This window comes from Salinisphaera sp. G21_0 (assembly GCF_017744115.1).
Lineage (GTDB): Bacteria > Pseudomonadota > Gammaproteobacteria > Pseudomonadales > Endozoicomonadaceae > Endozoicomonas.
Window position 1 is genome coordinate 1 of record NZ_JAGHQW010000027.1, and the last position, 13,480, is coordinate 13,480.

Sequence of the window (13,480 nt, forward strand, 5' to 3'; positions counted from 1 at the left end):
AAGACGATACTTTTGGGCTGGCTGGAAATAACAGAAGCAGGCATGATAAATAACCATTACGAAAAGTGCCTTCATAATAGTCGTGGAATTAATGCACTTTTATTTCAATTATTCAGAGAGAGCACCCTTTGAACATTCTTATAAACGTTATGAATATGACCACCGCTCAGGTCTTATTTATGAGCCAAAGCGAGTAGATATAAAAAATCTCTATGCAATTATGAGTCCGAGTAACGCAACCCTTAAATACAGTGATGAATTATACACTTTGTATACAGGGTTATTTGAAAATGGGCATGTATTTCTTATTGCGCCTCGTAAAGCCTGTACGATTGTAGAAGATCCAAATAATCCCAACAACGTTTTATTTAAAGGAGATCCATCTGGTTTAAGAGTTGATGCCATTTATTCGGGGAGGACTTTTCAGGAAGTAGAGAATCTAATAAAGACAGTTCATGATAACACTCCACTATCAAACCACATCTCTCATATTCTTGAGCATGAATAGTAAGTAAGGCACTTTAAAGTGCCTGCACCACTTTCATAAACTGGGACAGCCCACTGCCAGTGATACCGCTGTCTCTCAACACCTCAAATTCCAAAAACTGGTGTCATATATGGTCTGCACCGCAATTGAACCACGCGTTATGCCTCCTGTTGACAGATAGTGCCTCTTTCGCAATCAAATATGACTATTGGAAATTTCAAGCCTAATATCTGCTCCGTTTTTTTTCTAAATTCTAACCCATCGTGAATTATTTGACTTTTTTCATCATAAAGTTTGTCATGTCGATTAAAGGTAATTAATATAGCCATTACTGACTCAGTAGCGTATTCGCAAACAACTTCATTGTGATTAAACCTGTTTTCAATTAAATGAGCATTTTCTACCATATAATCTTTTAGTTGCCTGGTGGTTTGAAATAGTTTTTTATTTTCGATATTACAACTCAAAGCAAAGCTACCAGCACAGCCCGGATTAATAATTTTACCTCTCCGAATAGATATGTTTTTGTAGGCTTTTTTTGTACAATCCCATTGCAGGAAATGACCCTGACTATCAACAGGTATTGAACCAACATCACTGTCAGCAATGACATGAAGTTTCGCTTTGTCTGCATCAATGAGAAAACCAATGTTTCGATAAAGTTTTTGTTTTGGGCAAGGAGCCAAAAGTGAGGTCGCAGCGCACTTCACGACCTTATCTTCCGAGGTAAGCTGAACAAACTCCTGCTCTAATCTGACAAAATCCACATGGGTCGAAGAATTAACAAGCATTTTTGCCAGTAATTTTCCACCACGTAACTTTTCATTAAGTAAAGTATTTAAATCTGAAATATAAGAAGTAGGGGTTACTGTTTCTTTTTCAGTTCTTGATAAAAAAGTTGTTGAATTAACCCTTTGTTTTTGAATTATTTGGTTTAAACTTGGGTTCATATAGTTTTAGTCCTAGATTCGATTAGAGGTTTATAAATGCTAACGTTCTCTTCTCCCAACAATTCCGTGCCAGCTATACCATCACGGAATCCGGAGCCTCTCTCAATATTTTCACAGTTGGGGAAGATTGGATTAAAAGCCAATCTCTCAGTTCAAGCTGGATTTGTTACCGCCTTTGCCTGTGATGAAATTCGCCGGAAGCATGAATTGCCTGCCAGGAATTTTGCTTTCGATAACCTGCCTCATGGTCAACGTCTTAAATACATTAAACTCAACGATTTTGGCATTACTGCCCAGGATGTGTTAATCCCGATAGTCATATTTTCTGCCAGTGGTGGCCTGAATGATCTGTATAACCTTGGTACGTCCATAGCCAAATCCATATACAACAGGACATGCAACTACTTTGCCTGATCACTCATATAACAAGATCAATAATTTGTCATTTCAATCGAGGTCATACCATGGGACCTATCAACAATTCTGCAATTTCAGCCAATCTGCATATGCCTCCTGAATTATCGCCAATATCAACAGCAGACTTGATTAAAAAAGGCATCTTCTCAGTGTGTACTGGAGTGGTAACCGTCGCTATTTGCAATCAGGTCAATGCTATTTACAGTACGCCCGCCGAGAATTATTTTGCCAAGCGTACGACTCCCGAAGCATACCTTAAGTATCTGGAACTCAAGCAAGATGATTCAATAATTGATGAACAATCACTTGTATTGTCTTTAGTTGTTTTTGGTGCCAGTGTTGGCCCGTACAAAATGTACGAAATTGGCAAATATTTACACGAAAGGGCATGCAGATTTTATGATGCTGCAATTCGACAATTGTCTCAGTAATGGTCTCAATATCCCCAATGCCATAGGGGTTGTCGCTGTGGTCGGCTCTGGCGCTGAATACCAAGCACTTTCTGTCTGGCAGCTTCATGCCATTGAAATAGTCAATCCAGACCGATGAATCCACCATCAGCATTTGTCGATTCTCATCTCATCCAGATCGCCTTCCCAGTTCAGCTTGCCACGATACGCTCTGAATTTTTCCTGTTTTTTCAGCTGTATCAGCGCTTTCAGCCCCACCTCTACCGCTTCTTTCCTGGTCGTCAGTCCGCTGGCATTTAACGCTTCCTGCATCAGTTCATCATCAATAACAATATTGGTTCTCATGAATCACCTGTGTGTATAAATTATTTCTATTTGTGTGTATTGAGCCAATCCGACTCACTCCAAAAAAATCCGGTTGGACACTTTCTGGACGATTAGACAAACCTACCTTCTGCCCAGCCATAAAAAAACCCCGCAGATCAATAACCTACGAGGTTTATATATGGTGGTGGAGGCGGCGGGACTTGAACCCGCGTCCGCCAGCTCTCAGCCTTTGGCTCTACATGCTTAGATCCACCTTTAGTTTTTACACCGTAGCGACCCAGTGGTCGGGGTTCTTCAGTGCGATTCTCACAAGTTTTAACCCGTCAGCCAGAGACCTGCTGATCGTGGCGAGCCCGCTTACGATGACAGTCTGAATACCAGCCAGCAGACGAGCCGGTTAGACTGGAAGCTTCGTAGTGTTAAGTACGATTAAGCAGCGAGAGCTGCAACTTCGTAGCTGCTATCATTGGCAACTAATAGGTTTGTAGTGTTTTGATTAACGAGAACCACTACGCCCTCGGCATGCACCTCAGGGTTCAATACCGTCGTCGAATCCGAATCGCCCCCAGACTTAATAGTTATAGAGCATAGAGGCAGAAGTCGCAATGGCTGGAGATCATTAGTGGTTATATTACGCTGTTCACGCCATGACGTACCAATACGATCCGGCGGTGCAACAGCCCGGGCCATTATCGCAGCTCCCCTGCCCGATGGGGTGGTCATTGATCAGCAGCACTGGCCCTGGCAGACGGTCAGCGGTTACAAAATGTGCTAAAAATACCCACGGGCATGACGTCCATCAGTGAATTGATCTACAAACTTTGGATACTATAGCTATCTTTGGTGATACAGCTGACTGCGTTAATTTTTCTTTACCTGCCAGAGATGTTCACAATTTGCCATGTGAACACTCCTCAGACCTCACACCACTTTCTATGTAAAGTTGGACTATGAAAGTTGGCGATTTGTTTTCCAGGGCAATGGCGTATTTATGAAGATTTTTCAGGAAGTGTTTGGAGCCACTCGCTCCGGTAAACCGGTGTATGCCTTCCGGCTCTGTAACCAGCAAGGCATGGAAGTCACCATCCTGACCATGGGCGGTATTATTCAGAGCATTCGTGTTCCGGATAAAGCAGGTAATATGGGCGAAGTCACCCTGGGCTGTGATTCGGTGGCGGATTACGAGCGGTCCAGTGCTTATTTTGGTGCCATTGTTGGCCGTTATGCCAACCGTATCGCCAGGGGAGAATTTGAACTTGAGGGTGAACCGTTTCAACTGGCCTGCAACAATGCACCGAATCACCTGCATGGTGGCAAGGTTGGTTTTGATCATCACCTGTGGCGGGCAGAGTCTTATACCAGAGATGATATATGCACACTGTCCCTTGACTATGACTCAGAAGATGGTGAAGAGGGTTACCCCGGCAAACTGAGTGTCAACGTGATCTACACCCTGAATAACCAGAATGAGCTGGCTATTGAGTATCGGGCAACGACGGACGCCCCCACCGTGGTTAATCTGACCAACCACACTTATTTTAACCTTAATGGCAGTGACGACTGCCTCAGCCACCGGCTGCAGATTCACTCCAGCCAGTTCACCCCAACGGATGAAACGTCCATTCCCTATGGTGAGATTGAGTCGGTCATGAACACCCCCATGGATTTCACCACCATGAAGCCTATTGGTCAGGATATTACCCGGGACTTTGTTCAGCTGAATCAGGCCAGGGGATACGATCATAACTGGGTTATCTGGACGGAGAGGGGAAATGGTCGCTCTCTGACACCTGTCGCCCGGGTAGAAGAACCAGACAGTGGTCGTACTCTGGAAGTGCTTACCACTCAGCCGGGAGTGCAGTTCTATACCGGCAACTATCTGGCAGGTGAGCCTGCACGGGGTGGCAACCAATATGGTATGCGGGCAGGTTTCTGTCTGGAGACCCAGCATTTTCCGGACTCCCCCAACAGGCCGGAGTTTCCTTCAACCCGGCTGAATCCCGGTGAAACCTATCAGGAAAAAACCATTTTCCGATTTGGCCTTTTATAAGCGCCGTTTCAGGCCGGAACCACCGGCCTGAAATTATTTTTCCACTTTTTTTCAACGAATCTGTAACATCCCACCAACTTTCCCGTTGTATTGATAAGTCCGCACTTTGCGGTCGGTTAAAAAACGACAGGAGAGTCACCATGACAACAAAAACCAACAAACTGACCAACCTGGTTGCTGCCACCCTGGTTTCCGCTGCATCCGTCACCGTCAGCGCCGATATGACCGGCTCCATCAGCTCCTTGAACCAGGGCTACGAGGGTATTGTGCTGGCCGAAAAACGGGTGGATGAGGGCAAATGCGGTGAAGGCAAATGTGGTGCATCGTCGGCATCGGCCAAAGCGGACGAAGGGAAGTGTGGCGAGGGCAAATGCGGTGGCGACAGCGCCATGAAAGCAGACGAAGGCAAATGCGGTGAAGGTAAGTGCGGCGAATCAGCCAGCAAGGATGAAGAAGGCAAATGCGGCGAAGGCAAGTGCGGAGCTGCCTGATGAAGCCTGTTCCTTCACTCAGCGGTGCAGGCCTTGGCCTGCGCCGGGAGCATCTTCAGAGCCTGGCCAGAGAGGTGCCATCCTCCGTTCAGTTTCTGGAGGTTGCTCCGGAAAACTGGATTAAAGCACCGAAACAGAGACGCCAGCTGCTGGAGCAGATTCTCGATCAGACACCGCTGGTCTGCCACGGACTCTCCCTGTCACTGGGTGGTCCGACACCGCTGGATATGAATCTGCTGCACGATATCAGGACATTTCTTCAGACGCATCAGGTAGTTCGTTACACAGAACACCTGAGTTACTGCTCTGACCAGGGACATCTCTATGACCTGATGCCTATTCCCTTTACCAAAGCGGCTGCACATTACGTGGCGGACCGGATAAAACAGACCCAGGACTTTCTGGGTGAGCCCGTTGCGGTGGAGAACGTCTCTTACTACTGTGCTCCCGGGCAGCAGATGCCGGAAATTGAGTTTATTCATCGGGTTCTGGAACTGGCGGATTGTGAGCTGCTGCTGGATATCAACAATATTTTTGTCAACAGCGTCAATCATGGTTATGACGCGGATTCGTTTCTGAGGCAGCTACCCACTGAACGTATCAGCTACGGTCATATTGCCGGTCATTATGTTGAGCAGCCGGACCTTATTATCGACAGTCATGGCGCACCGGTTCGCGATGATGTCTGGCAGCTGCTTGGCAAAGCTTACCAATACCATGGCGTTTTCCCAACGCTGCTGGAGCGGGACTTTAATATTCCGCCATTGGATAAGCTGGTTGAAGAGCTCGATTCAATACACCGGATTCAGCACTCTGTGATGCATCAGCAGAAGGAGTATGCCTGTGGATGATTTTCAGACTGTTCAGCAGCAGTTTACCGAGGCTATACGTCATCAGACAGATAATCCATTTGATCAGATAAAGCCGGAACGCTTTGCCGTTTACCCCCGGCTGATCCGAAACAATATTTCTAACTTTGTCAGCCAGGGCTTCCCTGTGCTGAAAAAGTTATTGCCGGTGGAGGCGTTCAATCATCTGGTGGATCGCTTTATTGCCGATCACCCTGCCAGCTCCCCCTACTTTATTGATATCTCCGGGGAGTTTCTGGCCTGGCTTAATACCAATCCAGTGACTGATAAGTCGCACACTCTGCCACCGTTCCTCCGGGAGCTGGCCCACTATGAATGGCTGGAAACCCTGTTGCTGGGCAATGAACAGGACGAACCACCCGCAACAGCAATCGAAGTTTTTTCAGACTGTGAAGATGCACTGATATGGTCGGTTAATGCTGTGGCTGCCGCCTACCAATACCCTGTCCATACCATCAGCCGTGACTTTCAACCTCAGGCTGCTTCCGAACAACCAACCCTGCTGATTGTTTACCGTCAGGAAAATGAAACACGGTTTCTGGCGGTGGATGCACTGGCCTGGCAGCTTTTTCAAACTGCCTCCACCCTGGATCAGCCAGTGAACCAGGAGCGGCTTATCAAGCAGACATTGCAACACCTGACGACGGCCGAGCGAACCCGGGTTAAGCCTTATGCTCAACAGGCATTGATGAGTTTTTATCAACTGGGTTTGATTGTAGGAAGGCTTTAAACCAGGAATAATATTCGACAGTTATGACTAAAAAACCCAGGGGCACTCTACCCCTTGGGTGAACCGTTAATTTTATCCATTACCGACTTCACTTCATCATCAGACGCCGGTTCACTGACAGAGTGCTCTGCCAGCTTTTTAATGGCGGCAAACTGTTTGAGAAAACGTCGGCAATGGTGGCACATGATCAAATGCATTCGCATACTCAGACGCTGTCGCCAGTTTAGCTCGTCATCCTGAAGCTGACCCGCCATTTGCTCGATATCCCGACATTTCAACATCGGCCTGTCTCCTGAAACTGTTCAATACCGGAATACAGCGTTGCCCGCGCCCGGTGCAGCAGAACCCTGACATTGGCTGCGGACTCACCGATAAAACCGGAAATATCATCCAGTGACATCTGGCTGAGATCTTTCAAGCCAAACACCAGACGCTGCTTCTCCGGCAACATGGTGATCTTGTGGTTCAGGCAGTCCATCAGTTCCCGCTTATCCAATAGCGCGCCCGGCCCATTGATGTGCCAGTTGGAAGGTGGTGTCTGCCAATGGCCATCCTCTTTAAAACGATGGGCCAACGGCACTTCTTCCGGAGCATCGGACAGCAGTTCACGCTTCTGCCGACGATAGCGGGAACGGGCTTCATTGGCGGTAATGGTCAGCAACCATCCCTTGAAACTGCCCCGGGGCTGCCATTGAGGCAGTTTCTGATGCACCGTCAACCAGGCTTCCTGGACAATCTCATCGGCATCACTTTCGCCCACAATCGGCAGGGCAACAAAGCGCATCAAGCGATAGTAATGCTTCACCAGCACTGTAAACGCCTGCTGATCACCATTTTGTGCCTGTTTTATTATTAACGCTTCATCGTCCATATCGTTACAAACCCGGAATGAAAAAATAACCTGCACACTGTAACAATCCCACGGCTGAAACGTTGAGTGATTAACTCAATAAGAACATCCTGGGAATCAACCATGAATAAGCTCCTGTCACTCTACCAAAAAACAGCAGGTTACCTCCATCACGCTGATGGACTTCCGTTGCTGGCCCTGCGCCTGTACCTTGCCCCCATCTTCTGGATTGCCGGCACCAACAAACTGGCGCATTTTGACGATATTGTGATGTGGTTTGAGCATGGACTGGCCCTCCCCTTCCCCTGGCTGATGGCAGCACTGGCGACCTGGACAGAGATTATCGGCGCTGTACTACTGTTGGCCGGTCTGGGCATCCGGTTGATTTCAGTCCCACTGATCATCACCATGCTGGTGGCTATTTTCGCGGTGCACTGGCCCCATGGCTGGCAGGCCATTGCTGATCCTGGCAGCTTTGCTGCGAATGAACACGCCGCTGAAGCAACCCAAAGACTGAATGGGTTTCTGGGCTGGCTGAAGTCAAACCATCCCGGCCGCTACCACTATATTACCGAGTTTGGCAAGCCGGTGATTCTGAACAATGGCATTGAGTTTGCTGCCACCTACCTGGTGATGTTGCTGGTGCTTGTTTTCCAGGGAGCCGGACGTTATGTCAGTCTGGATTATTTTGCCGGAAGGAAACTGCTGAACAGATAGCGATCAGAAACGTCAGACAAGTGCTGACGTTTTTATCATTTGTCATGCCAGTGGAAATACCCGGTCAATGTCTTCTGAAAGGAAAGGCCGTCCTTTAGCGTTCACTGATGTACCAATAACCAGCGCATCGATGGCCAGCTTGTTATCCCGTTTACGGAAGATTTTCTGTTTAAAACCAAATTTCAGTTTGGAAAGTCGCACGGGCTCTACTTCTACATAAAATTTATCCCCGGGTACCAGCGACATTTTGTAGTCCATCTCACTTCTCAACACCACCAGATGAATTTTCTCTGCGGCCAGCCTGGCAAAGTCGATATCGTTGGCGTGCAGAAACTCATGCCGTGCATGCTCCAGATAATTGAAGTAGACACTGTTGTTGACGATTCCCTGCAGGTCGCACTCATAGTCGCGAACCTTCATCTCCAGACGGAATGGCATGCTGTACTCTCTCGATCAATAGCTTGAAATGGATCAGATCATCAGTGTATGGCGAGACTATGGCTTCTCATCTATTTTTACACAAGCTTACGGGGATATTGGTTGCTCAATTGACAATAAATCCGCTCATTGGCCTAAAAAAACCGGGATTCTAACCCTGCTTACCCAAAGGCCTCTGATGTGCAACATGAAATGTTAAAAAATAAAAACTGTCCATCGAAAACACCCAATGAAATCAAGAGCCACCGATTATTTAATATTCCTGTTAATCACAACCATTACCGCAAGTCTTAATGCTGACGGAGGCATGGAGATCACCAACACTTATCAGCTGATACATGATCAATTAGCAAAAATCCACTCCGCAGATAAATACAAAAACGCCATAAACTCGCGTAACCAGAAACAGGAGTTACCTGAAATTCTTCTGTCCCCGGGAGAAAGACGCAGCATTCTTTTGCAAAACTTTTCCCGTACTCATAAAACGGGCAACGAGATAATGACCCATCATGCCGTTAAAGACCTGCATATTCTCAGTGGCACCCTACAAAACCCCGGACATAGCCTGCTCAGCAATTTAGGCTCTCCGATGACGGTCGCTGGTGAAATCATGTTGGCCAACCTGCTGATATCCCCCATTACGGATATAAAGGTTCTTGAAAAACGCCAAAACGCACTTCAATACTTGTTGGATCACCCCAAAGTCATCTTTCAGATAGAGGAGCAACTGATCCGTTATGCCGCAGATGAAGATGGACTCATTGCCCTGCTCGACCCTTCTGATGCTGTGAACAGCCCACATTTTGATGAGATTGATTACCAGACCTACATCCCGGGGCTCACCTCCGATGCCTCCTATGAAGAGATTGCCCGCCGATTAAACGACATCATTAGTGTTATGAGCGCATTGAATGTGCCTATTGGCCTGATCGGGTCCACGCTGCTTGGCAAGTTTGACTCACAATACGGGATTATTCATGGGCTTCTCAATTCAGCCATCAACCTGCCAGCCAATATGAATCTGGTCATTTCTGAAATGCACGATCACTTTCAGGGGCTTCCACCACCGGTCAAAATTTTTACCTTCGGCAGCTTTGCGGTACTGCAAATGATCGCCATTTATCAATCATACTGGCTCTTTCAGGATAATCGGGCCGCTTACACGTTTGTCATGGAGCGCAGCCGCAGACCCGGAAGGGCACTGGCCAGTGCCAGAGAACTTAAGCAACTGGCCCGGCATCACCCTGCCCTTGAGGATATTCTGGACCATTACAGCGGCTTCCTGAAATTTCGAAACTCCACCCAGATTCAGGAAATAGCCACACTGTTACACGATGCGCCGGAGAAAACACCCGACACACTGGCCTATCTGGCAACCAACATGGGACGTTATAAAAGAAGCCTGATGCTGCTGCGCCGAAACCACATCCCACTGATCAGGATTATGCAGGCCACCGGTGAGATTGATGCCTGGCTGACCGTTGCCAAGCTGCTGAGGTCATCTTCTTACCGGGAAACGAACCCATTGTGCTTTGCACAATATCAAGTATCAGCGCAACCGGGTATTGAGCTTCAGGGCTTCTGGAACCCTCTGCTCCCCCCTGCCATTGCGGTTTCCAGTGACCTTGCCGCCAGCCACTTCGTACCACCGGCCAATATCATTATTACCGGGCCGAATGCAGCGGGAAAATCCAATGCCATGGTTGCTGCTGCCCTTAACGTCATTATGGCGCAGACACTGGGTATATCCCCGGCGGCATCCTTTAAACTGACACCATTTTCCTTTATTCATACCCATAAGGTCATTGAACCGGAAATGATTACTGGCGTTTCCAGTTTCAGCGCAGAATCAAAGCGGGCAATCACGCTGTTACAGAAATTGCGCGCTCTGGAGGCGGGCCAGTTCAGCATTGCCTTTCTGGATGAAATTTTCAGCAATACCAGCCCAAAAGAAGGGGAGATCGGTGCACTCGCCTATATAAAATCGATTGGCGATTTACCCGGGACGATCAGCATTTCTTCTACCCACTATACCCGGCTGACCTCACTGGCTGATCAGTTCCCGGACAGGTTTCAAAATCTTCATGTCAGCGCTGAGATCAACAGTGAAGGCCGCCTGCTCTATGATTATGTCCTGAAACCCGGCTTCTCAACCCAGAACGTTGCCTTCCATATTCTCAAAGAGGAAGGCATCCGGGAGGACTTGCCTGATATTTTTCAAGACCTGCCTGATATTCCCTGGAAAGCGCCACCCTGACCATTTAATGCCTCTGCTTTCTGGGCCAGACCAGACTGAACCGGGCTCCTCCCAGGGGACTGTGACTGACCAGCGCCCGTCCCCCATGCCAGTACATAATCCGCCGGACGATTGAGAGCCCCAGGCCATAGCCTCCTGACTTACGCGTTCTGCTGTCGTCCAGTCGGGAAAAAGCAGAAAACACCCGTTCCCACTGTTCTTCCGGAATCCCGGCCCCGTCATCATCCACATCAATACGACAAGTATCCTGGGTGGATGAAAAACGCACCTGAACTTTACTGTCCGCATAGCGACAGGCATTGCCTACCAGGTTCTGTATCGCCCGATGAATATAGCGACGGTCAATTTCGACAAACCGCCTCGGGTTTAACACATTGCAGGGAATATGCTCTATCTCAACCCGGTTCTGTAATCTGAGATGCTCACCAACCACCTGGGCCACTACTTTATCAACATCATGACGCTTCAATCGGAGGGTCGGGGTTCCCTGTTCCAGGTTGGCATAGGTCAGAAACTCATCCACCAGATGATCCAGTTCCTGGATATCCTGGTCCATGCCCTCCAACTGGGCCTCCCGCGCTTCCTGTGTTCTGGCATCGGCAATCAGATCCAGGCCAAAACGCAACCTTGCTACGGGGGTTCTTAATTCATGGGACACGCCACGAATCATCTCTTTTTGCAGACTCAGCAGGCGTTGAATATGGTCGGCCATGGCATTAAATGCCATGGCAAGACGACCAATGGAATCCGCCCCGCCAACATTAACCCGTACCTCAAAGTCTCCCCGGCTAAAGCGTGTCGCCGCCCTTTCCAGTTTTCGCAGCCGCTTCTCCATTCCCCTGACCAGGATATAGATGGCAAGGCTCAGAGAGATCAAGACGAACAGCCCCAGGGTCAGGATCAGTTTAAAAGGATAAGGGTTCAGTAATTTCAATGGACCAAGATGGAGTATCTGATCACTGTCCTTCATCTGGGCATAGAGCTGGAGCGATTCATCTCGGATGTTCAACACAGTCACAATACTGCCCTGCTGCAACTGGGTGTTTTGCAGGGGCGTTAACGACGCAGCGGAGTGGACAATGGACACAGGAAAGCTCAGCGATTCTCCGGATCGCTGAGCCAATACCGTCACGCGCTCATCCGCAGAGTAATGGCTGAGCAAGTGTCTGAGAAAAACAATGGTACCACTCGCCATTTGTTCTGATATCTCCGCCACCCGTCCCTGCAACAACCACCGGTCATCAATTAAGGCGGTAATAACCGCAGCCTTTTCCGTCAGCATCTGAACATCAATCCCCCCTAAAGAGAGCTGCTCAATCTCTTTAGGTGTGAAGTCGGATCGCTCCAACGGCAACATGGAAAAAGGAATCGACAGTTTATGTCCCCACTCTCCCAGCCACTTATGTCGCTGCTCTTCTGGCATGTCTGCCAGTACTTCAGAGACGAGACGGAAGGTCCCTCGGGCAATATCCTCCCGGTACTCGGCCAATCGAACACCATTGACAATAGTGACAACGATACCAGAAAGCACTGAGACCAGAACCAGGGAAAACAGCAGCCCGCCATAGATACGAAGAAATATACTGCTCATGACGCTATGCCAGCAACTTACTCATTTGTCACATGCTCTTCACAAAAAGATACCCTTTACTGCGCACCGTCTTGATCAGACGAGGGTGCATCGGGTCGTCACCAATTTTGGGGCGAATGCGTGACACCCTGACATCGATGGAACGGTCCTGACCGTCGTATTCAATCCCGCGCAACTGGGCAAAGATCTCTTCCCGGCTCAACACCCGGCCAGCATTCGAACAGAGCAGCCAGAGCAGATCAAACTCAGCGCTGGTGAGGTCAACGCTCTGGTCATCCAGCCAGGCCTCACGCATAGAGTTATCAACGACCAGCGCGCCAAAGCGAAGGCTATTCTGCACTTCCGGCTCGTCTTCTACCGGTGCCGTGCCCCTTCTCAACAGGGCTCTTATACGGGCAAGCAGTACTCTTGGGCGAACCGGTTTGGCAACATAATCATCCGCGCCCATTTCCAGCCCCAGCACTTCATCAAGGTCATCGGTGCGGGCGGTCAGCATCAGTATCTGACCATGATACTGGCCTCGCACCCGGCGACAGATGGACACCCCATCTTCCCCCGGCAGCATCAGATCCAGTACCACCAGATCGGGGCGCTCACTCAAAATACGCTCAACGGCCTTACCACCATCACCTTCCACCGACACCTGAAGGCCATTATTTTCAAGATACTCACGGGTCAGGGTTGCCAAACGCTCATCATCCTCAACAATCAGGATGCGACCCGTTTCTGCATTATCCAAAGCCATTGTTTTACACCCCGGGGGTTAAGAGACGAAATATTGAAAGCGGCAAAAAACCGGCACTTCACTGGCAATCTAATGGTTTATGGGCCGTAGATGTTACACTACCGACGATCGAACGTCCTCCCCAGAACCGGAGCAGGCCCAAACATTTCTG

17 protein-coding genes and 1 other RNA gene are annotated in these 13,480 nt (G+C 48.7%); 10 read left to right on the forward strand and 8 right to left on the reverse strand.

Features of this window, described 5'->3' with window-relative positions:
- The first annotated feature begins 220 nt into the window (after positions 1–220).
- Positions 221–508: a hypothetical protein gene (locus J7439_RS13725; protein ID WP_209202482.1), complete on the forward strand. Its 288-nt coding sequence runs from the start codon at positions 221–223 to the stop codon at positions 506–508.
- Positions 509–645: 137 nt separating this feature from the next.
- Here J7439_RS13725 and J7439_RS13730 read toward each other — a convergent pair whose 3' ends face one another.
- Positions 646–1,437 (reverse strand): hypothetical protein, encoded by a 792-nt coding sequence (locus J7439_RS13730; protein WP_209202484.1) that lies wholly within the window; start codon positions 1,435–1,437, stop codon positions 646–648.
- A 207-nt stretch (positions 1,438–1,644) separates the two neighbouring features.
- Here J7439_RS13730 and J7439_RS13735 point away from each other — a divergent pair, with 207 nt between their 5' ends.
- Together J7439_RS13735 and J7439_RS13740 are read left to right on the forward strand one after the other, a co-directional pair.
- Entirely contained in the window at positions 1,645–1,851 is a 207-nt protein-coding gene (locus J7439_RS13735; protein ID WP_209202486.1) for a hypothetical protein, read from the forward strand.
- 50 nt (positions 1,852–1,901) lie between these two features.
- Entirely contained in the window at positions 1,902–2,285 is a 384-nt protein-coding gene (locus J7439_RS13740) for a hypothetical protein (protein ID WP_209202488.1), read from the forward strand.
- Between the two features lie 126 nt (positions 2,286–2,411).
- Here the strand turns inward: J7439_RS13740 and J7439_RS13745 are convergent, their stop codons facing one another.
- Positions 2,412–2,609 (reverse strand): type II toxin-antitoxin system VapB family antitoxin, encoded by a 198-nt coding sequence (locus J7439_RS13745; RefSeq protein WP_209202490.1) that lies wholly within the window; start codon positions 2,607–2,609, stop codon positions 2,412–2,414.
- A gap of 164 nt (positions 2,610–2,773) precedes the next feature.
- Positions 2,774–3,158, reverse strand: a transfer-messenger RNA (tmRNA) gene (ssrA, locus tag J7439_RS13750).
- A gap of 55 nt (positions 3,159–3,213) precedes the next feature.
- Here ssrA and J7439_RS13755 point away from each other — a divergent pair.
- The 5 genes from J7439_RS13755 (at position 3,214) to J7439_RS13775 (ending at position 6,731) form a co-directional block, all read left to right on the forward strand.
- Positions 3,214–3,366, forward strand: a complete 153-nt coding sequence (locus tag J7439_RS13755; RefSeq protein ID WP_209202492.1) for a hypothetical protein — start codon at positions 3,214–3,216, stop codon at positions 3,364–3,366.
- 216 nt (positions 3,367–3,582) lie between these two features.
- Positions 3,583–4,641 carry an aldose epimerase family protein gene (locus J7439_RS13760; protein WP_209202494.1) on the forward strand — a complete coding sequence of 353 codons (1,059 nt, stop codon included), beginning with the start codon at positions 3,583–3,585 and terminating at the stop codon, positions 4,639–4,641.
- Positions 4,642–4,781: 140 nt separating this feature from the next.
- Positions 4,782–5,132, forward strand: coding sequence for an HvfA family oxazolone/thioamide-modified RiPP metallophore (locus tag J7439_RS13765; RefSeq protein ID WP_209202496.1), 351 nt, complete (start codon positions 4,782–4,784; stop codon positions 5,130–5,132).
- Positions 5,132–5,983 (forward strand): HvfB family MNIO-type RiPP peptide maturase, encoded by an 852-nt coding sequence (locus J7439_RS13770; RefSeq protein ID WP_209202498.1) that lies wholly within the window; start codon positions 5,132–5,134, stop codon positions 5,981–5,983. The genes J7439_RS13765 and J7439_RS13770 overlap by 1 nt, the downstream gene beginning before the upstream one ends.
- Complete coding sequence (locus tag J7439_RS13775; protein WP_209202500.1) at positions 5,976–6,731, forward strand: HvfC family RiPP maturation protein; 756 nt, start codon at positions 5,976–5,978, stop codon at positions 6,729–6,731. The genes J7439_RS13770 and J7439_RS13775 overlap by 8 nt, the downstream gene beginning before the upstream one ends.
- Positions 6,732–6,778: 47 nt before the next feature.
- Here J7439_RS13775 and J7439_RS13780 read toward each other — a convergent pair whose 3' ends face one another.
- Both J7439_RS13780 and J7439_RS13785 read right to left on the reverse strand, forming a co-directional pair.
- Positions 6,779–7,012, reverse strand: coding sequence for an anti-sigma factor family protein (locus J7439_RS13780; RefSeq protein ID WP_101747824.1), 234 nt, complete (start codon positions 7,010–7,012; stop codon positions 6,779–6,781).
- Positions 7,006–7,602, reverse strand: coding sequence for an RNA polymerase sigma factor (locus J7439_RS13785; protein WP_209202502.1), 597 nt, complete (start codon positions 7,600–7,602; stop codon positions 7,006–7,008). The genes J7439_RS13780 and J7439_RS13785 overlap by 7 nt, the downstream gene beginning before the upstream one ends.
- A gap of 102 nt (positions 7,603–7,704) precedes the next feature.
- Between J7439_RS13785 and J7439_RS13790 the strand changes: the two genes are divergently transcribed.
- Positions 7,705–8,298: an HvfX family Cu-binding RiPP maturation protein gene (locus J7439_RS13790; RefSeq protein WP_209202504.1), complete on the forward strand. Its 594-nt coding sequence runs from the start codon at positions 7,705–7,707 to the stop codon at positions 8,296–8,298.
- Positions 8,299–8,340: 42 nt separating this feature from the next.
- Here the strand turns inward: J7439_RS13790 and J7439_RS13795 are convergent, their stop codons facing one another.
- Entirely contained in the window at positions 8,341–8,736 is a 396-nt protein-coding gene (locus J7439_RS13795; protein WP_209202507.1) for an acyl-CoA thioesterase, read from the reverse strand.
- Positions 8,737–8,965: 229 nt separating this feature from the next.
- On the opposite strand from J7439_RS13795, the gene J7439_RS13800 reads away from it, so the two are divergent.
- The gene (locus J7439_RS13800; RefSeq protein ID WP_209202509.1) at positions 8,966–10,993 is read left to right on the forward strand and encodes a MutS-related protein; all 2,028 of its coding nucleotides are present in this window, start codon (positions 8,966–8,968) and stop codon (positions 10,991–10,993) included.
- A gap of 4 nt (positions 10,994–10,997) precedes the next feature.
- On the opposite strand, the gene J7439_RS13805 is transcribed toward J7439_RS13800, so the two are convergent.
- Both J7439_RS13805 and J7439_RS13810 read right to left on the reverse strand, forming a co-directional pair.
- A complete protein-coding gene (locus tag J7439_RS13805; RefSeq protein WP_209202511.1) occupies positions 10,998–12,584 on the reverse strand; it encodes an ATP-binding protein in 1,587 nt (528 codons plus the stop codon).
- 28 nt (positions 12,585–12,612) lie between these two features.
- Positions 12,613–13,329, reverse strand: a complete 717-nt coding sequence (locus J7439_RS13810; protein ID WP_101747830.1) for a winged helix-turn-helix domain-containing protein — start codon at positions 13,327–13,329, stop codon at positions 12,613–12,615.
- Positions 13,330–13,480: the final 151 nt, after the last annotated feature.